Origin of the sequence: Mucilaginibacter sp. NFX135, from assembly GCF_048565145.1 — a bacterium.
Classification (GTDB): domain Bacteria; phylum Bacteroidota; class Bacteroidia; order Sphingobacteriales; family Sphingobacteriaceae; genus Mucilaginibacter.
Window position 1 is genome coordinate 2,321,816 of sequence record NZ_CP183412.1, and the last position, 25,312, is coordinate 2,347,127.

Sequence of the window (25,312 nt, forward strand, 5' to 3'; positions counted from 1 at the left end):
TATAAAAGACATTGGAAAATTCATTTTCATTAGCCGGTAAAGTTATTGTAGTAACCGGCGGTACCGGAATATTGGGCGACGCCTTTGTAAACGCTATTGTGGAAGCCGGAGGCGCGGTAGGTATCCTCGGCCGTAAAAAAGAAGTGGCCGAAGAGCGTGCCGAAGCCATCAATAAAAATGGCGGTAAAGCCATAGCATTGGTGGCCGATGTGTTGAACGAAGAAGAGCTTATAGCCGCCAAAGATAAAATTGTAGCCGCTTTTGGCCGGGTGGATGGCCTGGTGAACGGCGCCGGTGGTAACATGCCCGAAGGTGTTTTAGCCCCCGAAGAAGATATTTTTAAAATGAACATTGCCGGTATGAAAAAGGTAATGGACCTGAATACCTGGGGAACTATCATCCCTACACAGATATTCGGCGAAGCCATTGCTACCACTGTTGGTAAAGGCAGTATCGTGAATATATCGTCCATGAACTCCAAGCGTGCTATCACCAAGGTATTGGGTTACAATATTGGCAAGGCCGCGGTTGATTGCTATAACCAATGGTTCGCGGTAGAGCTGGCCAACCGTTACGGCGATAAGATCAGGATGAACGCTTTGGCACCTGGCTTTTTCCTGACCGAACAAAACCGTAACCTGCTGACCAGGCCCGAAGGTGGTTATACCCAACGCGGTGAGTTGGTGATCAAGCAAACGCCGTTTAAGCGTTTCGGTCATGCCGATGAACTGAAAGGCGCGCTGACCTGGTTACTGAGTGATGCTTCGGCATTTGTAACCGGATCCATGATTTGCGTTGATGGCGGGTTCTCAATATTTGGCGGGGTTTAAAAAATAAGACGTGATGTGCGATTCCCCTCTTGAGAGGGGTGGAGAGGTGTGTTGTCTGCTTATAGTATAACACACCCCGCTACTACACAAACATACGCGCCCCCTCTTGAGAGGGGAATAGCCCATGAAAAGACAGCATCTATACTAATTCAAGAGGTGTAGCCCCTAATGGGGCAAAAAACCTTTTGGTTCTATTTCTACAAATATGTAATCCCTATGGGACATGAAATACAGCCACATTTGCAGCTTAAATTGTTGCTCTATGTCCCGTAGGGATTACATATTTGTAGAAAATAATTGTAAAAATTTGGTGTGCCCCGTAGCGGGCTACCCCTCCTGTCATTTGATGGGCTATTACTCTCCCAAGGGGGGAACTGTAAAACTAAATTGTATTCAAATTGTACACTTATTAAAGTACTCATGATGAAAGCCAAAATAGCCATTACTGCCTTGTTAATGGGTGCCAGCGCAGCCGCCAGCGCGCAAACTGTTACGCTCGATTATTATTTTAACCACGAAGTGCATAAAAATAAGGCCGGGCAGCAGGAGCGTTTTCATTACCTGTGGGGCGAAAAGCAGAATTCTGGCTTTTCAATTTTAGGTGCCACTTTTGCAACCGCCGGTGCCAGGTTGGATTCTCTTGATCAGGCACCTACAGCAGATAATCTCAAAAATACGGCTATCTATATTATTGTTGATCCGGATACCAAAAAGGAAAGTCCGAACCCCAACTATATCCAGCCAAAAGATGTGGAGGAAATTGCCAAATGGGTAAAAAAAGGCGGTGTACTTTTAATGATGGCCAATGATAGCGCTAATGTAGAGTTGCCTCATTTTAACACCCTGGCTGCCAAATTTGGGGTGCATTTTAATGATGATCTGCAAAATCACGTAATTGATGACGCTCATTTTGAAGATGGCGCTGTAAAAACCACGGGTAACCCGGTGTTTCCTTCTGCCAACAAAATATTCATGAAGGATGTATGCTCCATTGGTCTTAATGGCCCGGCAAAATCGGTTTTGAAGAATAGTAATGGCGCTACCATTATAGCCAGCGCCAAATATGGCAAGGGAACAGTGGTTGCCGTTGGCGATCCCTGGTTATATAACGAATACATAAATGGCCGGCTCCCGGCCGGTTTTGAGAATGACAAAGCCGCCAACGACCTGGTGCAATGGTTAGTGCAACTGGCTATCGCAAATAAATAGCCTATTGTTCTGGCTTGCCGAATAACTTGCGCAGCTTATTCTTGGCTTTTTCAAGAGGTGCTTTTTGCTTTTTACTTAAGTTTTTACCCGCCCGGTTCTCATAAAAATTCAGCATCGACATGGCGCTTTGAAATGGCGAGGCCTTGCGGCGGTGACTTTCTTCGGCCGATTTTTTCAATGACTCAGCTATTTTTTCAGGGTCCTTTAATTTGAATACGCCGTTCTTCAGGTCGAGCGCATTGCTGGTATTGGTTACTCTGGCCGACCATTTTCTTCGTTTCGCTGTTTTTGTTTTCATGATCAATTAATGATGTTACTTACTTCTTACTACTGTCTGGCTTTGCCAATTGGGCGCTGTCTTTTGCTATCCGGGTGCCGCCCGATGCGCTGTTATCCAAATTGCTGGCATCGCCCGTAGTTGTGGTGGTTTTGGAGGTATCGATGTTAGAGGGAACGCTGTCATGTGTGTTTTTAGCAGTATCCCGAACAGTCCTGTCGGAGTGATCGCCGTTGCATGCAAAAAATGTAGCAACAGTGCAAGCCAACAGCATAACCGAAATTTTCTTTTTCATAGTGTATCTTTTAAAGGTTTTCGCCTTTAGGGCCTTTATCTACATTGGAGCTGTCTTTTTGAACATTGGGGCTATCTTTTTGAGCAGGCGCGCCCGGGTTGCCACTATCATTATCGGGGGTTACTGTTTTTACGCGTGGTTCATCGGGTTTCTTTTGTACGTTGGGTAATTTACCCTTTTGGGTATCCTTTGTGTTTGCTGGTGTAGTTTCCATGGTTTAATATTTTATATGATTTGTATAGAAATAAAATAAACTAATAGTAAAAATTGTTTTGTTTTATTTGATATTGAAGAAAGGAGAGTTATAAGAGTAATAGCCCATTAAAAGGCATAAGGCGAAAATTAGGCACCTATCGACTCACCCCGACATCGCTGCGCTCGTCACCCCTCTCTCCGCTTCGCGCATAGAGGGGGCTTTCTTTACCCTCTTTGCGGCAAAAGCCGTAGAGAGGGTGGTCCAGCGTAGCGTAGACCGATGAGTCGGCTCTGCGGTTTATTTTTAACCTTGTCGGTTTCAACGCAGTCTTTTCATGGGCTATTACTCTTATAAGAAGGCAGGGCAACCTTAAGAACCGAAACCCGTTCCAGGTATCGGAAAGCACTTCATTTATTGCGGTCAGCGATCTATATAATGGAGGTGAAGTAATGAATAAACTTATAAACTGAAGTACTTTTTGACTAATGAATGGCAAGTAATATATTGGTATTATATTTTCCGGTTGTGTAATGGTGGCATTTCTGATTCCGGTTCAGACGATCGTGGTTCGAGCCTATGCAAGAAAACTTAAAAATAATTTGCCGGTTCGACTCCGGCGCTGAGTACTATTTATGACAAGTAGCCAATTTTATTGGCTACTTTTTTTATGGGGTAAATTTTAGCTCTTATTAAAAATAGCTATATTTATAAATATGCAATTGTTCAATCTCTTTAAAAAGAAAAGTGAGGATCTATCTCAATTAAGCGTGGAAGAACAGTTGAGCTATTTAATTGATTATATACCTGACTTCTATAAAGATCACAGACAATATTTAAATGCTACCGACTATCTTAAACACGATGAATGGGGCTTGTCACTTGAAAGCCTGATTGAATTAGCAGTAGAAACAGGCCATTATTTTTCTGAAGAATATTGGCAAAGACTTGCTGATATCGCTAACTCAATGAGCATGTCTGAGTTGTCCAATTATTGTTTGAAACAAATTGAGCACAATCAAAAGGACTTGAAATCAATAACATCGTTTGGGTGGACTACTATAAAGTTTGACGACAATCATTTTCAGCATTATATTTCAGAGAAAATCAAAGAAAATTGGGTTGCGGAAAGGCACGAAAGAGATAACGTTAATTCACTTTTAAAAAATGAGAACGGGGTTTATTTAAAAATGAACGGTAGATCAGGTACTATATATGTGATCGACCAAGATAGATTAGCAGAAGTAGACCTTGAAATAGGTATGTCTGGTTTACTTTTATATTTCAACAATACTACACATTGGATATTGCCTTTAAAGCAGGTATTGACAATTGAAGAAAAGCAGATCATTAGGACGTCAATTATTTCTTGGGCATCTAAGACAAAAAACAGTGTCGAATTTGACGACTAATAAAAAAGGACATTGAAGGGGAAAGATATTTAACCTTTAGCCTTGGTTATTCCTGCAATTTTTTACCTGACGTCGGTTCAATCAAAAACGGGTTAGATATTTCAAATCGCCCTCAATCATCAAACAGAGTGGCTAAACGTTTCAGGGCATCTAAAAATTGGTTCGTGGGGACGTCGGGTTGGGGTACACAAAATAGGGGCTAACAATTTAATTGTTAGCCCCTATTTTGTAAAAACCACATGTTCTGTAAAGTCCTAACGGTGCTTGCAGTATTTCGTTACAGGCTATAAATGAGTTTTTTCCCTTTTTTAAGCTGATATCCATCTTTATCAGTCAGCTTCAAATCGCCTTTCTTCCAAACGTAGTTTCCTTTTTTACCGGCTCTGGTTAGGATCTGGCTCTCTTTGTAATCAGACAGAAATATCTCTGCTTTTTTGTTATCGTCACTAAAAATAACGGCTGCAATAGTGGAAAAGCTTCTCTTTGGATCGACTTCCTTTAGCTTAATTTTTTGCGCGAAGGTTTGTATGCAATCTTTTTTTATAATGGAATAGGTATACCCGGCGGATCCAATGCAGCCATGTTTGTCGCGGTCGCCACCGGTTGCTTTTTGGGCGTAACTGATTGTTACAAAAAGCATAAAAACCGTACTGAGAATTAGTGATCTTTTCTTCATTTTTAAAGGTTTTAGGTTAATCCTTACTCTAAAGGCTTTTCAGGAATCGCCAGTAATTATTCATACTGCATAAATATAATAAAAAAAGAAGTTTTATGATACCCGTATTAAGCTGAAGAGTTAATCAATATCCGGCCTGTCTTTTTTTAATATGATTTTCAGTCCCCTCATGGTTTCCTGAAAGTTTAAGTTAACCCATAAAATTCCCCAATCTAAAATTTCAACAGGAGGCGCCTACGGAGCCAAAAAGCGTGCTGTTTTAGGGCTATAAACACGTGGCCCCGTCGGGGCTGGCTGTGCGATTATACTATAATGGTGTACCCTGACTGCCATTCGGCCTCAGAGAGGCCTCCTGTTTATAGAAAGTTTAAAGAAATTGGACTCCTGCGGAGTCTCCTGATCGTGAACATGCCTTCCATGTACTCTTTAGCTCTCATTTAGATTTTATGGGTTAACTTAAACCTGAAAGGGACTCTGAGGGTGTTTATTTCTCACTTTATACCTGATGGTCCTATTGGGTTGGCAAAACCCCTTAACTTAATGACATTGCCCTAAGGGATTGCAAATTTTATTTTTATTAATTAATATAACCGTAATAATCAAATTGCAGTTTTGCGGTTATTGCCAACCTCTGCAGAAGATGCCGGAAGAAAAATTGGTTAATGAAAGAGTATATATGACAAGTTCTGGAAGGAGCCTTACTATTGCCTTGCTTGCCCTGTTGTTTACGCAAACACAGCTGGGACTGGCTGATTGCTCATGGGGCAACCATCATACAAACAGGCCGCCCAAAAGAGCTTTTGAATTATCTGCGTAAAAGATTATTGCACCGGTAAAACATCAAACCCAGGCAGTTTTATGAGGTTTTAAAACTATCGGTCTTAAGTGCTTAAGCCAGCAACCTCACCTATAATAATGATTGCCGGGTGAGTTAACTGGTGCGAGTCTGTCATTTGGCGCAGATCCTTAACCAGGCCCCGGGCTACTTTTTGTTGTGGTAATGATGCATGCTGTATAATGGCCGCGGGTGTATCACCTCTGCCTTCGGATATATAGGTTTGGGCAATAGCATCAATTTGTTTCATGCCCATATAAATGGCCACGGTGGCATTGCTTTGCATAGCCAGTTTCAGGTCGGCAGATAAAGATCCATCTTTTTTAGTGCCGGTAATGATCCATACCCCTTCACTCATAGCCCGGTGAGTTAACGGTATATCTAAAAAGCCGGAAGCCTGTATGCTGGTAATACCCGGAATGTAATGCGTTTTGATGCCTTGTTCCCGGGCATACGCTATCTCTTCAAATCCACGGCCAAATATAAATGGGTCGCCGCCTTTTAATCTCACAACGCTTCCCTTGGTAAAAGCATAGTGTTTGATCATCTCCAGGATGGTTTCCTGTGGGGTGTAGCTGCCATAAGGGTGTTTGCCTACATAAATTTTTTCACAACCGGGTTTGGCTATATCTAATAATGCTTTGTTGGCCAGGTTGTCATATAATATCACATTGGCCTGTTGTAAAATTTTATATCCCTTAACGGTGATCAGCTCCGGATCGCCGGGACCGGCGCCCAGTACAAATAACTCGGGAATTGGGGTGTTGTGTGACATGCGCTGATGTAGAAATTCATCAATTATATCTATTTTAATTCATAATTGATAGATGACATATAATAATGTGAAATTTTATATGGTTAACGGGAACTTAAATAAAAACAATATCCTGCGCCAGCTTCAATAGCTCCTGATGATTAGTAAGGCGGATGCTTTTGCCCGATAGGCTGATGAGCTTTTCATTTACCAATTCGTTCATCATCCGGAACACGGTTTCGTAGGTGGCTCCCGCATACGAGGCCAGGTCCTGCCGGCTCAGGTCGATATTGATAAAACCCTCAGCGGTGGTGCCAAACTGGTTTTGCAGAGAGATTAATGCCTCAGCCACACGGCCTTTAACGGACATGTGCGCCAGGTTGCGCATTTTTCTTTCAGACTGCTTTAATTCCTCTGTCAAAAACATCAATAATTGATAAGTAAAGCTGGGGTTTACTTTCATGGTTGCTTCAAAAAAGGCTATATCCACATAACAAACAACCGTTGGCTGTAGCGCTGCCGCAGATATGGGATAAAAACCGCCTTTACCTAAACCTCTGTGGCCAAAAAGGGAACCTTCCCGTGCAAATCGAACGATCAGTTCTTTATCCTTGTCCCATTTTTTATAAACCTTTACACTTCCCGAGTTAACAAAATAAATACCTGTTACCGGATCACCCTCTTTAAAAATAACTTCACCTTTTTTTACTTTGTAGGTTGTTTTGTGTGCCGATATTGCCGGTCGCCACTCAGTTAAGCTATTTTTACATAAAAAACAGCTCTCTACATCGCAAATATTTTGAATTTTTTTCATTTACACCTTTTTATTTTTATATAAACCGCATTATTTGCAAGTCTAATTAATAATTTCCATAAACTATGCTTGTTTATGGTATGATAAATATCATGTTTTATAACATTTTTATAAAATTTAATAAAATAAAATGAAATCAATTGAATTATTGGGCATTAATTCAATTGATAGTGATAAAACTCGCTGGTATTGTGTTTTTTATGCGTTGCACAGAGAATGTGTCTCTGGATGACATATCTGAAAAGCCTGCGAATTGTAAATTTTCGAATAGCGATCCCTTGTCACCCGTACATTTTTTTGCACCATAAAATCGTAGCTGATATATTTGTATCAATATTTTCCTATGGTGTAATGGTAACACGTCAGATTCTGGCTCTGAAGATTGAGGTTCGAGCCCTTGTAGGAAAACTTAAAATGGACAAACCCGTATAAATTCCGGAGCTTGTCCATTTTTATTTTACCCGTATTTTACCCGGTTAGGCAGTAGGTGTTTACACGGGTTGGGCGCCGGCCTGTTTTTTTCTGAAAAAGTGTCTTGAAATAATTTAAAGCAACTATAACGCTAATTTTTAGTAGTTATTATACGGGGTGCAATTTTTACTATTTCTTAATTTTAAGGATAATAATGGTCTTTTTATTTATCAAATAAAAAATAAATGTCGTTGTATTTTAATATATTTATAATCGTAAACAAACAGCTGGCCGGCTATCACAATGATTGTTTATAATTATTTTTTAACTATTAACAAAATTAGAGTACCGACAAATGAAAAAACAACTCTTGTTTAAGATGGGGGTATGCCTTGCATGTGCATCTTCCTTACTAACTGCTTGTACCAAAAACAACCAGGGCGCCGACACCAAGGCCAATCCTAAAACCACCATCTCTGCCGATGTAGCCCAAAAAATTAAAAACCTGGGTTTTAGTGCAGATAATGTACGTAAAATGGGTGGCAATTACATCGTAGAAGGCGATATCATGTTAACCCCGGCCAATTTAAATGAGGCCAGCACTGCCAGTCCTGTTCTTAGGATAGCCGAAACAGAACAGTACCAGACGCACAACCTGGTGAAAAACCTGCCCAGAACCATTACCGTATCGGTTTCAAATTTACCCACAGTTTATGCCACAGCTACAGCTAACGCGGTAGCACGTTACAACGCGTTAAACCTTACACTTAAATTTCAGGTAGTAAGCAGCGGTGGTAATATGGTTATTACCGGTTTTAATGAAGGCGTTGATTCTGATGGTTTTATTACTTTAGGATACTCGGGTTTTCCAACCGCGGCCGGTAACCCTTATAACGCCATCGGGATGAACACCAATGCTGATGCATACGGCAGCAACCCTGATGTAGGATACCTTACGTCTGTTATCCAGCATGAAATGGGTCATTGTATAGGCATGCGCCATACCGACTATTTTAACCGGAACCTGAGCTGCGGTACAGGCGGCGGCGGTAATGAAGGCAGCACTTACAGCAGCAGCGATCCGCAGGATTATCCTGGTGCTATCCACATCCCGGGCACACCTACCACTACATTTGATGCCGGCTCATGGATGCTGGCCTGCTCAAGCGGTACCGACCGTACCTTTAACGCGAATGATAAAATAGCATTGAACTACCTGTACTAAAACTATATTGTATTACTCCTTATTGATCAATGAAGTAATTGTTACTGATAATAGGCAGGAGGCTTAGTTCTCCTGCATATTATTTGAGTCTTAACTAAACTATTAAAAAAATTAGAGTACCGACAAAATGAAAAAACAACTCTTGCTAAAAATGGGATTATGCATCGTATGTGCATCTGCCTTATTAACTGCTTGTACTAAAAACAATCAAGGCGCCGACAAAAAGGCCGATCAAACTCCACAAATTTCTGCGGATGTTAGCAGTAAGATCACCGCCCTGGGTTTCAGCACCGATAATATGCGTAAGATAGGTGATAATTACCTGGTAGAAGGTGATATCCTGTTAACCCCGGCTAACCTTTCTGAAAGCAGCACCAGTCCAACCCTGAGAATTGCTGAGGTTGAGCAATACCGGACAACCAACCTGGTAAAAAACTTACCAAGAACCATTACCGTATCGGTTTCAAATTTGCCAACCGTTTACGCTACTGCTACAGCTCAAGCCGTGGCACGTTATAACGCGTTAAACCTTACCCTTAAATTCCAGGTGGTAAGCAGCGGTGGTGCTATCCAGATCATTGGTTTTAACGAAGGTCCAAGCGGTGGTTTTATCACCTTAGGTTCTTCAGGTTTCCCAACATCATCAGGTAACCCTTACAACCAGATCCAGATGAACACCAATCCTGCCGCTTACGGAACTAATCCTGATCTGGGATATCTGACTTCCGTTATCCAGCACGAAATGGGCCACTGTATAGGTATGCGTCATACCGACTACTTTAACCGTAACCTGAGCTGCGGAACAGGTGGTGGCGGTAACGAAGGTTCTTCAGGTGTTGGAGCAATCCACATTCCGGGTACACCAACCAAAACATTTGATGCCGGCTCATGGATGTTAGCCTGCTCAAGTGGTACCGACCGTACTTTTAACGCTAATGATAAAATAGCGTTGAACTATTTGTACTAAAAAACCTTATCGTATTGCTTCCTATTGATCAATCAAGTAGTTTTACAAATAAAGGGGAGCATAACTCCCCTTTATTTTTTTAATACACAGTATGGTTAAAAAATTACTCTGTTTTATACTGATATTTTTATGTTTTAAATGCTCCTGGGCGCAAAAACCAGCGAACGATAAAAGCATGGCCGCGCTTTATAAGGCAGCGCCCGCTGCTGCCCGGCCTTTGCTGGGAAATAACACGGTTAAATATTACCTGGTTAAATTTAAAGAACCGGATAAGGCCGATATTAAAAAACTTCGCCCGGTAAAACGGGTATCTTATAATTTTTATGTGGTGGCTACCACAACTGATATAGCAACCGATGCCAATATACAGGAGGCTACACCCGCAAATTCCTTATGGAAAGCCACAGATAATTTAATACAACTTTTGCAAAAACATCCATCTGCAAAACAATCGATCGATCTGTCAGTCACTTCTCAGAGCGATTCGGTGATCAGCGATATCAAAAAATACGGTGAAATAACCGCTCAAACTCAAAACACCATCACCCTGAATATTTCATTGCAGCGCCTTACCGATCTGTTGCAGCAACCTTACATTGCTTTTGCCAATGTTACCCGGAAAGCCCACGCCGAACTGGTGATCAATGATATTGACCTGGGCATCAATCAGATCTCGGCCATCGCCGATAATTTTCCGGGTATTGATGGCAGCGGCATCAATGTAGCTATAAAAGAAGAACGTTATGATGATGACATCGATCTGTTGGGCCGCAGCTTTACCTCGTTCCCGGCCGCAGCTATCACCTCGGGGCACGCTACTATTATGGCCACTTTGATAGGGGGTAATGGCAATTCATTTATCAGGGGATTGGGCTCCGCGCCTAAGGTAAGGTTCACCTCGTCTGATTTTGCCCGTTTGCTGCCCGATAGTACCGCGCTTTTTAAAACCTTTGATATAGGTGTTGAGAATCATTCCTACGGTACCGGCGTCGAAAATTATTACGGGGTTGAGGCGGTTGCCTATGATCAGCAGGTGATGGCGAATGATTCCATCATCCATGTGTTTTCTTCGGGTAATATCGGTACAACGGCGCCAACCACAGGCTTATATAACGGCATCCCGAATGTAGCTAACCTTTCGGGAACTTTTAAACAGGCCAAAAATGTATTGGTTATTGGCGGTACCGATCAAACCGGTGTGCCGGCAGATCTGAGTTCGGCCGGTCCGGCTTATGACGGACGGATAAAGCCCGAGCTGGTATCCAACGGCGAAGATGGTACATCCGGCGCTGCGGCCCTGGTTTCGGGAACGGTGGCCCTGTTACAGCAAGCCTATAAAAAGCAATTTACCCGGTTACCATCGGCCGCGCTTATCAAAAGCGTGCTCATCAATTCGGCGGATGATATTGGTTTGCCCAATGTAGATCATAAAACAGGTTACGGCCAGCTTAACGCCCTGGAAGCTTTACGAACCCTTACCGATAACCGCTTTAAAAAAGGAGCCGTAAGTAATCAGCAACAGGTAGACTATACCATCAACGTTCCGGCGGGCAGCAGCCTGTTTAAAGTATCATTAGCCTGGAACGACCCACCGGCGGCGCTGAATGCCCCCAAGGCCCTTATTAATGACCTTGACCTGTCTGTTACCACACCCGATGGTCAAACCTTGCTGCCATGGAGCCTGAGTACTTATCCCTCCACAGATTCCTTAACCAAACCGGCCGTTCGCCGCAGGGATACACTGAATAATACCGAGCAGGTTAGCCTGCAAAATCCTGTTGCCGGTAACTATATTATCCATGTAAAAGGCAGCAAAATAGCTTCCGGCGTACAAACTTTTTATATAGCGCATGGAGCTACGGCCGCCAATCGTTTTGAGTGGACCTATCCCTCGGGGAATAACCATCTTTTCGCGGCCGGCGAAAATTACCTGCGCTGGCAAAGTTCGTTCAGCGCCGCAACCGGCCAGCTGAGCGTAAGTTATGACCATGGTACTACCTGGAAAGCCATCAGCAACGTTACCCTCAAAAACAGATATTACGACTGGACAGCTCCCGATGTTTTTACCACCGCCATGCTTAAAATGGACATTAGCGGCCAGTCGTTCATCAGTAAAGAATTTGTACTTTCCCAACCCCTTAACCTGGAAGTGGGCTATAACTGTACCGATGGTACTCTTTTGCACTGGAAGGCGCAGCCAGGCAGCAAAGGCTATGTTATTTATACCATTAAAGATAATTTACTGCAAAAGTTAACTGCTGTTACCGATACCACCATTTTGATACCCACCCAGCAGCAAACATCATCCTACTTTGCGGTAAGCGCGCAGGGCGATGGCTTTGAAGGCCTAAAAAGTTTGACCATTGATGCCAAGAACCAGGGGGTAGGCTGTTATGTGAAAACCCTGCTGGCCAATGTTGTTGATAATACTATTGTGCTTAACCTGCAAATAGGTAGTGTGGTTAATCTCAAATCCATCACTTGGCAAAAACAAACCGGTGCAAATGCTTATACCAACCAGGGCACAACTACGGTGAGCTCTGCTTTAGGGTATCAGTTTACGGATGCTAATCCTAAAAAAGGGATTCAATATTACCGGGTAGAACTGCATACTAACGACGGCAAGGTCACCTATTCCGATCTCGCTAATGCCACGTTTTTACAAGCCAGCCAGTTTACGCTTTATCCCAACCCGGTAAGCACACAGCTCAATATCCTGAGCGGTGATATCAACAATACGTATGATTTTAAACTATATGATGCCGTTGGACATATAAGCCTGGAAAGGAGCATTACCCAATTGCAAAATACTTTTCAAATCAACCTCAATCCGGGGGTTTATATTTACGTGATCATGCTCAAAGGGAAGATCATTACACGGGGTAAGTTGATTAAGGTATAGTGAAGCTCATCACCCTTCATGCAGTCGCTCGGCTTCAGCCCACCGGTGTTGGGAAGATCGTTATTTAGGCTAAAGCCAGGAAATACTACTATTATCCGCCCCATAAATGGGACGGCAATGAATAAAAAGCAGTTGATTTATCTTTCATTGCCGTGGGTTTTAACCAACGGTTTACAAACAAACAGTTACTGGCTTTAGCCTAAATCCGTTTTGGGTCTTTGTTTTTTGTCTTCCCAACACCTGTAGGCTGGAGCCGAGTGGCTGTTTGAGTAGCCATTCTTGTTTTTTCAGTTCCCTCCCCACGGGCTACTGTGTGGACACATCTTTTAATGTGCCCTGTAGGGGCTGAATGTCGGTAGAAGAAGGATCAAAAGAAATTTTTACGTGCCGTAGGTACGTCACTTTTTAACTTCGTGGGGGAAATAATAGTGCATTAATAGACCCTAAGTCGGTTAGTGTAGTACCTATGGCACTAAAAGAGGTTAACTTTTATTATTGCTACCGACATTTTGCTCCTCCGGAGCAGCTTTTTTTAACTATTAGTGCATTGAAAAGATGTGTCCACACAGTAGCCCCACGGGAGGGGTGCGGTTGGGTGGTGTTGTGGTAGGGAGGGGTTTATTCATGCGGCATAAACCGGTATGATGTATGAACCCCTTCCTTCACCTTCCCGAGGGAAGGAATCGCACGTGGCCCGGGCTTTTAATGGGATGTTATGTTTCGATATTCAGGGTGACAGCCCCTTTATCAAACAAAAAAGCATTACCCTATTAAAGGTAATGCTTGTGTTGAGGCCGGTCAGGACCATTTAACTAAGCATATCACCAACAATATACTTAATTTTGTTTGCACTTTCTCAGGGTGCTTTTCATAGGTGGTATTCTTAATATACCCCTCTCAGGAGGTATGATATATTTGTAAACAACGCGATGACTGATCTCAGGTGTGGTATCAATCCCAAATGGAGATGTAAACTACTCACCATACCGTTCACCATCTGATAGCTTGGGCGTTGTACTATAATTGCCATCAGTAGGATAAAAAAAATAAGTGCCTTATCAGTTAACCTTAGCTTCATTATCAGCGGTTTTAGTAAAACGCCTTGATACAAATGTAAGTAGAGTAATAAGTCGCCGCAATCCGTGAAAACACCGTATTTTTAAGAGTAAAATTACGGTGTTTTAGCCATTCCGAACTTCGGGATGGCCTTGAAAGTACAATTGTTATCTTAACTTTTGACTCTAACCTCTTACAATTTGATCTTAACAAAGTAAATGCTGTTATGGTCAACCGTGTTGGTAGCCGGCAGTATCTTGGCCGCGAAGCCACCTTTGCCATTATCCAGCACGCCAAAGTCATCATCGTTAGATATGGCCAGGATATTACCCGGCAACAGGGCCAAACCTTCGGCTTTATCATGCGGATAAACGGTTGGCAGGTCTTTCAACAGATCAAGCACCAGGGTTTTGGATACCGGGGTAATGCCTGCGCCTTGCAAACCGGCCTGGTCGTTCAGCTCTTCTACGGTTTTGCCGCCATAAAGCTTGCCATTAGCGCCGTTTGCCTCATCGGAGATATCCGTAGCGCCGGTAAGGCTGATTTTAAATACTTTTTTAAAGGTAGCCGGTTTTTTTGGATCACCGCCGTATAAACCATCGCGCTCAATGGTTAAAAAGGTAGTGGCGTTCACCGCTACAATATCACTCACGCCGGTAAGCGATACATTGTCCATTACATAAGCGTATTGTTTGGTTGCACCCGAGGCGATATCGAAAGTTAAGATGCGCAGTATAGTTGAAGCGGCACCCGCTGCTTTGGTTGGGTTAAGCATTGGCGATTGCATTATGCCCACCAGCGTTTTGCCGTCGGGGGTAATGGTAAGGCCTTCCATGCCACGGTTGGGTTTGCGTTTGGCAAATACCAAGGGGATTTTACGACCACCCGTGCCGGTTCCAAACGGATTGATGCGCTCAATAGTACGACCGGTGGCATCAAAATGAACAATATGCGGACCGTATTCGTCGCTGATCCAGAAAGAGCCGTCGGAGGCTAAAACCATGCCTTCGGAGTCGATACCATCGGCGCTTGGCGCTACCTGGTTGCCGTTCAGGTCAAAAGCGATCTCTCCGGTACCGCCCTCATTGATAGGGTTAGGTAAGCCGTTTAGGGGTTGCCCCGCAGCATTTTTAAGCTGGATGGTTTGCTCCAATACCAGTTTACCATCTTTTAGCCTGAACTTGCCTATTTCGGGTGTAAAATCGGCTTTACCGAATATGATGGCATTGGCAGTGGAACCAGCAGCGTTTGGTCCGCGATCGGTAAGCAGGTAAAATACATTAGCATCCTTAGGATCGGGCGCTATGGCCGAACCAAAGCCGCCGTTGTATACTTTTACCCCATCGGCAGTGGTCATCAAAACGGCAGGATCAGCCGCTTCGGCCATATCCGGGTATGATGGAGCTATATTTACTTTGTGATCCTTTTTACAGGCGCTAAATGCTATAGCACTAAAAGCGAAGAGGGTTAATAAAGTTTTTTTCATGAGTTATAGGATTTTATAATAAAGTTGTCACAAAGTAAGCCCCGGCCTGTAAAGGAATTGTTAACTTAAAAATAATTGATTGGGGGCTGAGGCACTGCGGAGGACTCAGCCGACCATTGTTTCGGCTTGGTCGCTGGAGAGAGAAGTTTGGAAAAATATTTGTTATACGGAGTGAGGTATCTATTGTCCGCCAGGCATGGCTGCAGAAGTCCTTCGTTATCGCTCAGGATAACAAACAGGGATTAGGAGAATCAAAACCGCGATAAAATTTGTTAAAAAGTGTTAAAGCCGATGGTTTTGAATCAATTTTTAAGCGTTTTTACACTGTTTTAGAATCGAAAATTGTTAAAATTTAAGGTTTAAAAAGTTTTTGTTACCGATATTTATCATCCATATGAATACAAAACTTACACTGTTATTATCCGCCGGATTATTGATCGCCTCTGCCGGCTACGCGCAGCAAAGTGCCCCCGATACCGGCAAAAATAAACCGGCCGCTGTCGTAAAAGAAGATCTCCGTGACGATTGGGCCGCGTTATCGCACTATGCCCTGGAAAATAAGCAGATAGGCGACCCTAAACCGGGCGAAAATAGGGTGGTTTTTTTGGGAAGCTCTATTTTTGAAAGATGGAAAACTACTGTGCCTGAGTTTTTTAAGGGTAAACCTTACCTGGACCGGGGCATCAGCGGTCAAATTTCAGGGCAGCTACTGATCCGCTTTCGTCAGGATGTGATCAACCTGAAACCCAAAGCCGTGATCATATTGGCAGGTAGTAACGATATCGCATCCAACTACGGCCACTTGACCAACGAGTACATCATGAACAACATCCGCTCGATGGTTGAGCTGGCTAAACTGCACCATATCAAGGTGATATTGTGCGCGTATTTACCTGTATTTGATTATCCATGGCGTAAAGGCATTGAGCCTGCAGGCAAGATCATAGCGCTCAACAAGCTCATCAAAACATACGCAGCCGAAAATAACCTGACTCTGCTGGATTATTTTACACCTTTTGTTGATGAACGCAACGGCCAAAAGCCCGAGCTCACTACCGATGGGGTACACCCTAACACGGCTGGTTACCGGGTTATGGCTACGGTTACAGAACAGGCTATTGCCAAAGCTTTAAAATAGAGTAATTAAGAAAACCTTTAGCTGCAGGTAGTTTGAATAGTAAATTTACTATAATTATTTACCGACCGGAAACGAACAGCCCCATGTATCAAAACAGTACATGTTAAAATATGTAGTGGTTATAATTTGCTGATAATCAAATAACTATAACGATGGCACTCGCTTTGTTAATAATATTGCAGCCAGGTAGATTATTATGAAACAGCGTAGATATTTGGAGCGACGTACGTTTAACCAGGATCGTTTTGATATTTTGATAAAACGACAGCAAAGGGGGGTAGCTACCTTTAATGAGCTTACAGAACTGGATGCTATTGTGAACCGTGATCCTGATATACGCGAAAGTGTCCTGGAAGAAATGCAGGCGATAAATGACCCTCCGGATGAGCCAAATCCAGAGGGAATAGCCCAAACTCCTGCTGTAAAAACGCAAACCTGGCTGGATAAGATCGCTTCCTTTTTTAAACGGTTATTTACACATACAGATGTACCAGCCTCTGCCTTAATAGCCTGAAATAGTAGTTTATAGCGCCGATTTGATCTTTTTGCGGTATTCATTAGGCGAACTTCCCATGAGTTTGGTAAACATTCTGGAAAAATAATACTGATCTTCAATTCCCAGGCTAATAGCTATATTTTTGATAGACATGGCTGTAAAGGAAATATACTGACACGCTTTCTGTACTTTAAGCTGATTGAAGTATTCGATAGGGGCATAACCCGTTTTAGCCCTGAAAAGCGCCGAAAAATGCGAGGTTGATAAATTAGCAAAGGCCGAAAGATCATCAAGCCGGAGGATCTTATTGATGTTATCCTGCATAAAGCCAATGGTTTTCTCCACTACATTATTATCCGTATTTTCTTCCAGGTGATTGAATTTATCTTCATAGATGAGCGAGGACAAGAAATGTGAAAATATCATGTTTACATAGCGTAGCGTATCGCTGCTATAGCCCTTCTCCAGGTTATAGCAAATATCCTCAAATAGCTTTATACGGTCTTCATTATAAGATAAATATGGCTTATAGTTTTCTGAGTTTTGGAGGATAAGGTCGATGATGAAAGCCGATATTTCCCCTTTAAAGTGGATCCAGTAAATGGTCCAGGGTTTATCCATATTAGCGGCATACTTATGCGGCGTATTCGCCGGAATAGCTATAAATTGTGACGGTGAAACTTCTACTTTCTTTTTATTGATCTCCAGCCAGCCATAACCCTCTGTACAATAGATAATAATATGCTGATTGATGCCATTAGGGCGTTCGGCATAATGATGACTGGCTTTGGGGTAATACCCTATATCAGTTATATAGATCTGTTTGGTAACAGGGTCTTTACTTAAAAAGTTGGCGATGATCTTTTTGGGCAGAACAATAAGTTTCTGCCCTTCAAAACCTTCACGCCGTCTTAACGCTGTGCTTTTTGTCATTTTTTCAAGAGGATAGGGATACGCTGACCGGTTTATAATATGGGTGCACAACGTTAATCAAAAAAACAAAATCATCATAAAATATTTCATTTTATGATGATTGGGATCTTCAACTTTAACTTCGCCGAATATTCTACCCGCCCTCTTTATATATCCTGAGGTGCAAAATAGCTAAACCAAAGGTTAAATCTTCACTTAATATCAATTGTGCTTGTTGTCATAAAAAAGTCCATCATTATCGTAACATTAACTATTTTTTAATCTGTTTTAATCCGGGAGCTTTACATCGAACCAATTGAACATATTATCCATATTTAAGAGTGCCTGCCTCGCCGCTATGTAAATAACGGTATGCCTGTTAATAACAGATAATATGATTTGCCGGTATAAGCCATGATAAAAATATTACTTTGCCCATTTGCTGTTATTGTTTTGTTAATATATGGTCAGTGTGCATTCGCGCAGAAGATCATTACCACAGTGGATAAGTTAGAAATGATCACCAGTTACGTTACTATTAAACTGGATGCTCATACCGGTATGGTAAACTACACGTTTTCCAATGGCATCCGGATCGAAAATACGGTGGCCTACATCAACGACATTAAATCGGGAATTACCACAACCGCCGATTTTGCCAACCATGAATTTGTTACTGCCGAAGTTCATGACAGCATAGGTACCGGTAGGCAAATAATTATTACACATAGCGATCAAAAGCACCCGTTTATACTGGAACAGCGTTTTACCAATTACAAGGGGCACCCATATACGCTGATTAGTTTGACAGCGAAAAATAAAGACGCGAAAGCCGCCCTTTTAGAAACCCGCGATATCAGTCCGATAGCGGTATTGCCCCAATATAAAGGCCGGTTGTTTATTCCCGGTACCGAACCCCGCATACTGGATGTGCCCTTTGATAATGACGACTGGACACCTACAGTAGAAAGGAGCTGGCCTAAAACAGGCTCGCCAAAAACTACGGGAATCACCTATGAGTTCGCGGCCATTTATGATATGCTGAAAAACTCTGGACTGGTTATTGGCAGTGTAAAGCACAATTTCTGGAAAACCGGCTTGGCTTATCAAACCTCAACAGAGTTGGGTTATGTGGATTCGCTCCGGGTTTTTGGCGGTGCCTCTACGCCCGATGACTCTAAACTACCACCGGCTTACGGCGGTAACGATGGCACGCACGACCTGGTGGCGCATGGTACCACGGTAGGGCAGTCAGTAAGTTCGCCTCCCATATTTTTATGCGCGATGGACGATCTACATAAGGCTTTTACACAATACGGCGAGGCAAATTCGACCATTAATGGTAAATGCACCTGGATTGGTAATGCCCCGGTGTATTGGAACAGCTTTGGCGTGGAAGGCGTGTTGGGTTACGAAGGGGTAATGATGCCGCCGGCTGTTGAAAAGATCTCTGATTTTTTGCATACCCTAACTAATTTCAGCGGCTATTCTAAACCGGTCATGAGTATCGACTCCTATGATCAGGGTATTTACTCGACTGAAGTTTTGGCCAACCTGGGTAAATATTTCGCTAAGAATAATCAGCAAATGGGCTTTTACTTTATCCCCTTTGCGATGTGGAACTGGAAGGATGATATCGAGGGGAAAAAGGTAGCAGGCTCAAATTATGCTTTAAAAGATGTATTGCTGCATGATAATGAGGGAAAACCTATTATGTATAAAGATGGTAAATGGGGGGCTTACGCGATGGACCCCACGCATCCGGCTGTTCGTCTGTATATCATCCAGCAATTGAAAAAGGCCAAAGCCATTAACGCTAAATTCCTGAAGATCGACTTCCTGACAGGTGGTGCATTAGAGAGTACCACCCGCTATAATAAAAACATTCGTACAGGGATGCAGGCTTATGATTATGGCATGAAAACGCTGCGTCACCTGGTTGATTCTATCCTGGGTAAAGATATTTTTATTACCCAGGCCATATCGCCTATGTTCCCGCACCAGTATGCACACACCCGTTTTATATCAACCGATGTGTATTCGCACCTGCGTGATGACCAGCCCGGCTTTCCGCATTATGGCAGTACGGAGGCTTCATTGGCTATGGGCTCGCACATGGGCTGGGTTCAGGGCACCTTGTTCCCATACACCAACCTGGATGTAAGCATCATGAAAAGCTTTCAGAAAAATCCCGATCTGAATGAGCAGGAGATCAAGGTAAGATTATATGCCATGATGGTAATGGGTAGCATCCTTGGCGATGGATCAGATTTCAGGCACCCGCTGGCTGCAAGCCGGGCGCAGAAGTTTTTAAACAATAAGCGGATAGCAGCGTTTTTTAGTCATCCCCAAGCCTTTATTCCACTGAAAGCAGCCGATGGCGAAACGCTTGATCAGCAAATGGCATTTTACCTGCCGGGTGAAAATACCTTGCTGGCCTTGTTCAATTTCGACAGGCAAAAGAATTTTGAGCAGGTTTTAACCCGCCCGGTCCTGCACCTGGAGGCCGGGAAAGCTTATCAGTTTAAAGATCTGCTGACCGATACTGTCGTGGGCGAATTAAAAAAGGACGACACTGAATTTAAGTTGAGCGCCGCGCCTGCCAATGCAGTAATGATAAAATTAGTTCCCGTAAAAGAATAACCCTGCCAAATACCGATATTATGCTTAAATCAATAAACATATCCTAAAAAATGAGTAGTTCAAAAACATTTAACAGCCGGTATATTATCGGGATCTCCTTTATTTCGGCCCTGGGCGGATACCTTTTTGGGTTCGACTTTGCCGTGATCTCGGGCGCTTTACCATTTCTACGTACCCAGTTCGCGCTCGATCCGGTGTGGGAAGGCTTTTTGACCGGCTCCTTAGCTTTAGGTTGTATTGTAGGCTGCCTTCTCGCCGGTAACCTGGCTGATAAATATGGCCGCAAACCCGGATTGATGGTAGCTGCGCTCATCTTCGCGGTATCATCCATAGGCATCGCCTTTGCGCAAACCCTTACCTATTTTATCATACTGCGTTTTGCCGCGGGTATTGGCGTGGGCATGGCTTCTATGCTTTGCCCCATGTATATAGCCGAAGTTTCGCCGGCCGAGGTACGCGGCCGTAATGTAGCTATAAACCAGCTCACGGTGGTGATAGGTATATTGATAACCAACCTGGTCAATTACTTTTTAGCTGATGCAGGTCATGATGCCTGGCGCTGGATGTTTGGTTTAGGCGCTGTACCTTCAGCGGTGTTCCTGATCGGTGTTACCTGGTTGCCAGAGAGCCCGAGATGGCTCATGAAATCGGGCCAGGTGGATAAAGCGCAACAGGTGCTCAACAAAATTGGATCGGTTAATTTTGCTGATACCACCATGAAAGCCATTGAAAAATCATTGGCAGGAAGTACAGCCAAACAATCGTACAAAATGGTATTTGAAAAAGCCGTGCGCCCGGCGGTTGTGGTGGGTATCACGTTGGCCGTTTTTCAGCAGTTTTGCGGTATCAATGTGGTGTTTAACTATACCTCCACCATATTTGAATCGGTAGGGGCCAACTTGAACCGTCAGCTTTTAGAAACAGTTTCTATTGGCGTAGTGAACCTCGTATTTACCTTACTGGCCATGTGGCAGGTGGATAAGTTGGGCCGTCGGCCGCTGATGCTGGTGGGTTCGCTGGGTTTGTCCATCATGTATATTGTGCTGGCTATTGCCTTACAAAACCACTTCCCAGCAGGGTTGGTATCCATATTTGTGCTGCTGGCTATCAGTACTTATGCCATTTCGCTGGCCCCGGTTACCTGGGTGCTTATTTCAGAGATTTTTCCTAATAAGATCAGGGGGGTGGCCTCGTCGGTTGCTATTGTTTCGTTATGGGGCGCTTACTTTATATTAGTCTTTACGTTCCCTATCCTAGCCAAAAAGTTAGGTACCTACGGACCGTTTTACCTGTATGCGGGTATCTGTTTCCTGGGCTTCCTGTTTGTAAAGGCGCGTGTTAAAGAAACCAAAGGCCAAACCCTCGAAGAACTGGAAGGAAATTTAATCAGACATTAATCCATTAAGAAGAATATATGATGCATCATTCTAATGTATCCGTTTGGGAAGAAAAAGTAGTGATCCCTACCTATGGTGTAGGCAAGCCCGATAAAAACCCGATGTTTTTTGAAAAACGCATTTACCAGGGCAGCAGTGGCGTAGTATATCCCAACCCGGTGATCGAAAAAATTGCCGACGAGAAGGAAGATAAAGAATACACCGGCCTGTTCCTGGAGAACAAGTACCTCAAAATAATGATCCTGCCAGAGCTGGGCGGCCGTATCCAGATGGCGTTTGACAAGATCAAACAGCGTCATTTTATCTATTATAACCAGGTGATCAAACCGGCGCTGGTAGGCTTAACAGGTCCTTGGATCTCGGGTGGTATCGAGTTTAACTGGCCGCAACATCATCGTCCAAGTACTTTTGATCCCATTGATTACACTTTGGAAGAGCATGCCGATGGCAGCAAAACCGTTTGGGTAAACGAGGTGGAGCGCATGTTTCATACCAAGGGCATGGCCGGTTTTACGCTTCGCCCGGATACGGCTTATATCGAGATCAAAGCCAAATTGTTTAACCGTTCCTCCTTGCCGCAAACTTTCCTGTGGTGGGCAAATCCGGCAGTAAAGGTAAACGACTATTACCAATCGGTATTCCCGCCTGATGTGAACGCTGTGTTTGATCATGGCAAGCGCGATGTGTCTGATTTTCCTATCGCTACCGGCACCTATTACAAGGTTGATTATTCGCCGGGTACCGATATTTCGATGTATAAGAATATCCCCGTACCAACCTCGTACATGGCTATTAATTCCGACTATGATTTTGTTGGTGGTTATGAGCATGACTCGCAGGGTGGTTTGCTGCATGTGGCTAATCATCATGTATCGCCGGGTAAAAAACAGTGGACCTGGGGCCACAGCGATTTCGGCCAGGCCTGGGACAGAAACCTTACTGATGAGGACGGCCCTTATATAGAACTGATGACCGGCGTATTCACCGATAATCAGCCCGATTTTAGCTGGCTGATGCCTTACGAAGAAAAAACTTTTACGCAGTATTTTTTACCCTACCGCGAATTGGGTATGGTGAAAAATGCTACTAAAGATATCCTGCTGGCGTTAAGCAAAGAAGGCGGCAGAGTAATCATCAAAGTACAGGTAACTTCGGCGCAAAATGGGTTGAATATCAGTCTGAGTTATAAAGGAGAAATATTATTTGCGCAGACAACCGATATTAGCCCTGAACAGGTGTTTATACAGGAAGTAGCCGTTAACGCAGGCGTGAACGAAAACGAATTATTGCTGATCATCACCAACAGCAGCAAACAGGAAGCACTGCGTTACGAACCGGCAAAAAACAAAAAGAACGAGATGCCTTTGCCTGCGAAACCCGCACTGGCCCCGGCCGATGTGGAAAGCGTGGAGCAGTTATTTTTAACCGCGCAGCACCTGGAGCAATATCGCCATGCTACCTATAGTCCTATCCCGTACTATGAGGAAGCGCTGCGTCGTGAACCTACAGAGATTCGCAATAATAATGCGCTGGGTAAATGGTATATCCGTAAAGGACAGTTTGCCAAGGCGGAGCCCTATTTGCGCCAGGCGGTAGAAACCAGCATCCAACGTAACCCTAATCCTTATGATAGTGAGCCTTATTACAACCTCGGTCTTTGCCTCAAATATTTAGGCAGGGCCGATGAGGCTTACACCGCGTTCTACAAAGCCACCTGGAGCAATGCGTGGAAGGATACCGGCTTTTTCTGCGTAGCGATGATAGATATGGTCCGCGGTCATTACGAACTGGCCTTGGATCATATTAATCAGTCGTTGGACAGAAATGCCGCCAACAGTAAATCATATGTGATCAAAGCAGCTGCTTATCGCAAGCTTAACCAGTTAGATAAAGCGCTGGCTACAATTGACACCGCTTTGGAACGTGATGGTTTTAACCTGGGCGCGTTGTTTGAAAAGATATTGGCTTACAGGATAAGCAATGATGCGGATAAGACAGAGGAAAGCCTGAACCAATTACTAACACTTTCTCGTCGTGACGACCAGAATTTTATAGAGTATGCCCTGGATTATGCCGCTGCCGGTTTATATGACGAAGCATCGCAATTGCTGCAATTGGTGGTAAAACCTGCAGAATCAAACCCGATAGTTTATTATACCCTGGGTTGGTTGAGCCATCAAAGTGGCCGTAAAGTCGAGGCTGCGGAATGGCTGGCTAAAGCTGCCAAAGCCGATTCGTACCTGTGTTTCCCTAACCGTTTGGACGAGATCACTATCCTGAAACTGGCTATTGAGCTTAACCCGGCTGATGCCAAAGCGCCTTACTACCTGGGTAATTTGTTTTATGATAAACGCCAGTATGACGATGCGGTGAGTCACTGGGAACGCTCGGCCAAATTGGACGATCAATTCCCGACCGTTTTCCGTAATCTGGCTATCGCTTATTTCAACAAACAAAACAACGAGCAAAAAGCGCTGGAATATTTTGAGAAAGCTTTTGCTTTAGACAAAACAGATGCACGTGTACTTATGGAGCTCGATCAGTTATATAAGAGACTGAACAGATCGCCGGAGGAACGTTTGAAATTCCTGGAAGATAACCTGGCTGTAGCGGATCAGCGCGATGATGTTTACCTGGAAAGGGTAACGCTCTATAATCTTTTAGGTGATCATGAAACTGCTTTGAACCTGTTGAACGCACGCCAATTCCATCCATGGGAGGGTGGCGAAGGCAAGGCATCGGGCCAGTATATATTTAGCCTGATTGAGCTGGCTAAAAAATATATGGAAGAAGGTTTGTACGAAAAAGCCATTACTTACCTCAACAATGCCAAAACCTACCCGCATAACCTGGGCGAAGGTAAATTATACGGCGCCCAGGAAAACGATATCGATTACTGGTTAGGTTGCGCCTGTGAAGCCGCCGGCAAACCAGAGCAGGCTAAAAAATACTTTGAGCAGGCTACCATTGGTTTAGATGAGCCATCAGCAGCGGTGTTTTATAACGATCAGCAGCCTGATAAGATCTTTTACCAGGGATTGGCCTGGAAAAAACTGGGTAATACAGAACGGGCCAATAGCATATTTAAAAAGTTAAGCGATTATGGTGCACTACATGCGAATGATGAAGTGAAGATCGATTACTTCGCTGTGTCATTACCCAACCTGCTCATATTTGATGACGACCTGAACCTGCGTAATCGCATCCACACCAGCTTTTTACAGGGCTTGGGCGCATTGGGCTTGAACGATCTGGATGTCGCGCAAAAAATGTTAAATGACGTGCTGGAACTCGACGCTGCTCATGCCGGAAGCAAGATCCATCTGAATATGGCAATACATGCTTTAAATATCCAGGAGTGAACAGTACTACCATAATAACCTG

General features: G+C 43.7%; 20 protein-coding genes. 12 read left to right on the forward strand and 8 right to left on the reverse strand.

From position 1 onward, the window contains the following. Positions 1-11 precede the first annotated feature (11 nt). Together ACNURT_RS10050 and ACNURT_RS10055 are read left to right on the forward strand one after the other, a co-directional pair. On the forward strand, positions 12-830 hold the full coding sequence (locus ACNURT_RS10050; RefSeq protein ID WP_419701627.1) for an SDR family oxidoreductase: 819 nt from the start codon (positions 12-14) through the stop codon (positions 828-830). Between the two features lie 420 nt (positions 831-1,250). Next, positions 1,251-2,039 (forward strand): DUF4350 domain-containing protein, encoded by a 789-nt coding sequence (locus tag ACNURT_RS10055; protein WP_419701628.1) that lies wholly within the window; start codon positions 1,251-1,253, stop codon positions 2,037-2,039. Position 2,040: 1 nt separating this feature from the next. Here ACNURT_RS10055 and ACNURT_RS10060 read toward each other — a convergent pair whose 3' ends face one another. From ACNURT_RS10060 to ACNURT_RS10070, 3 genes are read right to left on the reverse strand one after another with little or no spacing between them, the layout of a single operon-like run. Next, positions 2,041-2,337 carry a DUF3175 domain-containing protein gene (locus ACNURT_RS10060; RefSeq protein ID WP_419701629.1) on the reverse strand — a complete coding sequence of 99 codons (297 nt, stop codon included), beginning with the start codon at positions 2,335-2,337 and terminating at the stop codon, positions 2,041-2,043. A 19-nt stretch (positions 2,338-2,356) separates the two neighbouring features. Continuing rightward, positions 2,357-2,611 (reverse strand): hypothetical protein, encoded by a 255-nt coding sequence (locus tag ACNURT_RS10065; RefSeq protein ID WP_419701630.1) that lies wholly within the window; start codon positions 2,609-2,611, stop codon positions 2,357-2,359. A 10-nt stretch (positions 2,612-2,621) separates the two neighbouring features. Beyond that, positions 2,622-2,825, reverse strand: a complete 204-nt coding sequence (locus tag ACNURT_RS10070) for a hypothetical protein (RefSeq protein WP_419701631.1) — start codon at positions 2,823-2,825, stop codon at positions 2,622-2,624. A 695-nt stretch (positions 2,826-3,520) separates the two neighbouring features. On the opposite strand from ACNURT_RS10070, the gene ACNURT_RS10075 reads away from it, so the two are divergent. Next, positions 3,521-4,216: a hypothetical protein gene (locus tag ACNURT_RS10075; protein ID WP_419701632.1), complete on the forward strand. Its 696-nt coding sequence runs from the start codon at positions 3,521-3,523 to the stop codon at positions 4,214-4,216. A gap of 277 nt (positions 4,217-4,493) precedes the next feature. Here ACNURT_RS10075 and ACNURT_RS10080 read toward each other — a convergent pair whose 3' ends face one another. Next, positions 4,494-4,892 carry a hypothetical protein gene (locus ACNURT_RS10080; RefSeq protein WP_419701633.1) on the reverse strand — a complete coding sequence of 133 codons (399 nt, stop codon included), beginning with the start codon at positions 4,890-4,892 and terminating at the stop codon, positions 4,494-4,496. A 640-nt stretch (positions 4,893-5,532) separates the two neighbouring features. Between ACNURT_RS10080 and ACNURT_RS10085 the strand changes: the two genes are divergently transcribed. Continuing rightward, positions 5,533-5,709 carry a hypothetical protein gene (locus ACNURT_RS10085; protein WP_419701634.1) on the forward strand — a complete coding sequence of 59 codons (177 nt, stop codon included), beginning with the start codon at positions 5,533-5,535 and terminating at the stop codon, positions 5,707-5,709. 64 nt (positions 5,710-5,773) lie between these two features. Here ACNURT_RS10085 and cobA read toward each other — a convergent pair whose 3' ends face one another. Both cobA and ACNURT_RS10095 read right to left on the reverse strand, forming a co-directional pair. After that, complete coding sequence (cobA, locus tag ACNURT_RS10090; RefSeq protein ID WP_419701635.1) at positions 5,774-6,502, reverse strand: uroporphyrinogen-III C-methyltransferase; 729 nt, start codon at positions 6,500-6,502, stop codon at positions 5,774-5,776. 94 nt (positions 6,503-6,596) lie between these two features. After that, entirely contained in the window at positions 6,597-7,295 is a 699-nt protein-coding gene (locus ACNURT_RS10095) for a Crp/Fnr family transcriptional regulator (protein WP_419701636.1), read from the reverse strand. 766 nt (positions 7,296-8,061) lie between these two features. On the opposite strand from ACNURT_RS10095, the gene ACNURT_RS10100 reads away from it, so the two are divergent. From ACNURT_RS10100 to ACNURT_RS10110, 3 genes are all read left to right on the forward strand, one after another. Next, the gene (locus ACNURT_RS10100) at positions 8,062-8,931 is read left to right on the forward strand and encodes a M57 family metalloprotease (protein ID WP_419701637.1); all 870 of its coding nucleotides are present in this window, start codon (positions 8,062-8,064) and stop codon (positions 8,929-8,931) included. A gap of 127 nt (positions 8,932-9,058) precedes the next feature. Then, the gene (locus ACNURT_RS10105) at positions 9,059-9,898 is read left to right on the forward strand and encodes a M57 family metalloprotease (RefSeq protein ID WP_419701638.1); all 840 of its coding nucleotides are present in this window, start codon (positions 9,059-9,061) and stop codon (positions 9,896-9,898) included. 91 nt (positions 9,899-9,989) lie between these two features. Beyond that, the gene (locus ACNURT_RS10110) at positions 9,990-12,800 is read left to right on the forward strand and encodes a S8 family peptidase (RefSeq protein WP_419701639.1); all 2,811 of its coding nucleotides are present in this window, start codon (positions 9,990-9,992) and stop codon (positions 12,798-12,800) included. Positions 12,801-14,049: 1,249 nt separating this feature from the next. Here ACNURT_RS10110 and ACNURT_RS10115 read toward each other — a convergent pair. Beyond that, positions 14,050-15,342, reverse strand: coding sequence for an esterase-like activity of phytase family protein (locus tag ACNURT_RS10115; RefSeq protein WP_419701640.1), 1,293 nt, complete (start codon positions 15,340-15,342; stop codon positions 14,050-14,052). A 394-nt stretch (positions 15,343-15,736) separates the two neighbouring features. Here ACNURT_RS10115 and ACNURT_RS10120 point away from each other — a divergent pair, with 394 nt between their 5' ends. Next, positions 15,737-16,480 (forward strand): SGNH/GDSL hydrolase family protein, encoded by a 744-nt coding sequence (locus ACNURT_RS10120; RefSeq protein WP_419701641.1) that lies wholly within the window; start codon positions 15,737-15,739, stop codon positions 16,478-16,480. 196 nt (positions 16,481-16,676) lie between these two features. Further along, on the forward strand, positions 16,677-16,994 hold the full coding sequence (locus tag ACNURT_RS10125) for a hypothetical protein (RefSeq protein WP_419701642.1): 318 nt from the start codon (positions 16,677-16,679) through the stop codon (positions 16,992-16,994). A 9-nt stretch (positions 16,995-17,003) separates the two neighbouring features. Here the strand turns inward: ACNURT_RS10125 and ACNURT_RS10130 are convergent, their stop codons facing one another. Continuing rightward, on the reverse strand, positions 17,004-17,909 hold the full coding sequence (locus ACNURT_RS10130; RefSeq protein WP_419701643.1) for an AraC family transcriptional regulator: 906 nt from the start codon (positions 17,907-17,909) through the stop codon (positions 17,004-17,006). Between the two features lie 393 nt (positions 17,910-18,302). Between ACNURT_RS10130 and ACNURT_RS10135 the strand changes: the two genes are divergently transcribed. The 3 genes from ACNURT_RS10135 to ACNURT_RS10145 are packed head-to-tail and all read left to right on the forward strand — an operon-like array spanning position 18,303 to position 25,290. Next, complete coding sequence (locus ACNURT_RS10135; RefSeq protein ID WP_419701644.1) at positions 18,303-20,531, forward strand: hypothetical protein; 2,229 nt, start codon at positions 18,303-18,305, stop codon at positions 20,529-20,531. 50 nt (positions 20,532-20,581) lie between these two features. Continuing rightward, positions 20,582-21,928: a sugar porter family MFS transporter gene (locus ACNURT_RS10140; RefSeq protein WP_419701645.1), complete on the forward strand. Its 1,347-nt coding sequence runs from the start codon at positions 20,582-20,584 to the stop codon at positions 21,926-21,928. 17 nt (positions 21,929-21,945) lie between these two features. Continuing rightward, complete coding sequence (locus ACNURT_RS10145; RefSeq protein ID WP_419701646.1) at positions 21,946-25,290, forward strand: DUF5107 domain-containing protein; 3,345 nt, start codon at positions 21,946-21,948, stop codon at positions 25,288-25,290. The last annotated feature ends 22 nt before the right edge of the window (positions 25,291-25,312 follow it).

Excerpts from the sequence above, each read along its gene's own strand:
- ACNURT_RS10055 (WP_419701628.1), top strand. The coding sequence starts at position 1,251 with ATGATGAAAGCCAAAATAGCCATTACTGCCTTGTTAATGGGTGCCAGC.
- ACNURT_RS10060 (WP_419701629.1), bottom strand. The coding sequence starts at position 2,337 with ATGAAAACAAAAACAGCGAAACGAAGAAAATGGTCGGCCAGAGTAACC.
- ACNURT_RS10065 (WP_419701630.1), bottom strand. The coding sequence starts at position 2,611 with ATGAAAAAGAAAATTTCGGTTATGCTGTTGGCTTGCACTGTTGCTACA.
- ACNURT_RS10070 (WP_419701631.1), bottom strand. The coding sequence starts at position 2,825 with ATGGAAACTACACCAGCAAACACAAAGGATACCCAAAAGGGTAAATTA.
- ACNURT_RS10075 (WP_419701632.1), top strand. The coding sequence starts at position 3,521 with ATGCAATTGTTCAATCTCTTTAAAAAGAAAAGTGAGGATCTATCTCAA.
- ACNURT_RS10080 (WP_419701633.1), bottom strand. The coding sequence starts at position 4,892 with ATGAAGAAAAGATCACTAATTCTCAGTACGGTTTTTATGCTTTTTGTA.
- ACNURT_RS10085 (WP_419701634.1), top strand. The coding sequence starts at position 5,533 with ATGCCGGAAGAAAAATTGGTTAATGAAAGAGTATATATGACAAGTTCT.
- cobA (WP_419701635.1), bottom strand. The coding sequence starts at position 6,502 with ATGTCACACAACACCCCAATTCCCGAGTTATTTGTACTGGGCGCCGGT.
- ACNURT_RS10095 (WP_419701636.1), bottom strand. The coding sequence starts at position 7,295 with ATGAAAAAAATTCAAAATATTTGCGATGTAGAGAGCTGTTTTTTATGT.
- ACNURT_RS10100 (WP_419701637.1), top strand. The coding sequence starts at position 8,062 with ATGAAAAAACAACTCTTGTTTAAGATGGGGGTATGCCTTGCATGTGCA.
- ACNURT_RS10105 (WP_419701638.1), top strand. The coding sequence starts at position 9,059 with ATGAAAAAACAACTCTTGCTAAAAATGGGATTATGCATCGTATGTGCA.
- ACNURT_RS10110 (WP_419701639.1), top strand. The coding sequence starts at position 9,990 with ATGGTTAAAAAATTACTCTGTTTTATACTGATATTTTTATGTTTTAAA.
- ACNURT_RS10115 (WP_419701640.1), bottom strand. The coding sequence starts at position 15,342 with ATGAAAAAAACTTTATTAACCCTCTTCGCTTTTAGTGCTATAGCATTT.
- ACNURT_RS10120 (WP_419701641.1), top strand. The coding sequence starts at position 15,737 with ATGAATACAAAACTTACACTGTTATTATCCGCCGGATTATTGATCGCC.
- ACNURT_RS10125 (WP_419701642.1), top strand. The coding sequence starts at position 16,677 with ATGAAACAGCGTAGATATTTGGAGCGACGTACGTTTAACCAGGATCGT.
- ACNURT_RS10130 (WP_419701643.1), bottom strand. The coding sequence starts at position 17,909 with ATGACAAAAAGCACAGCGTTAAGACGGCGTGAAGGTTTTGAAGGGCAG.
- ACNURT_RS10135 (WP_419701644.1), top strand. The coding sequence starts at position 18,303 with ATGATAAAAATATTACTTTGCCCATTTGCTGTTATTGTTTTGTTAATA.
- ACNURT_RS10140 (WP_419701645.1), top strand. The coding sequence starts at position 20,582 with ATGAGTAGTTCAAAAACATTTAACAGCCGGTATATTATCGGGATCTCC.
- ACNURT_RS10145 (WP_419701646.1), top strand. The coding sequence starts at position 21,946 with ATGATGCATCATTCTAATGTATCCGTTTGGGAAGAAAAAGTAGTGATC.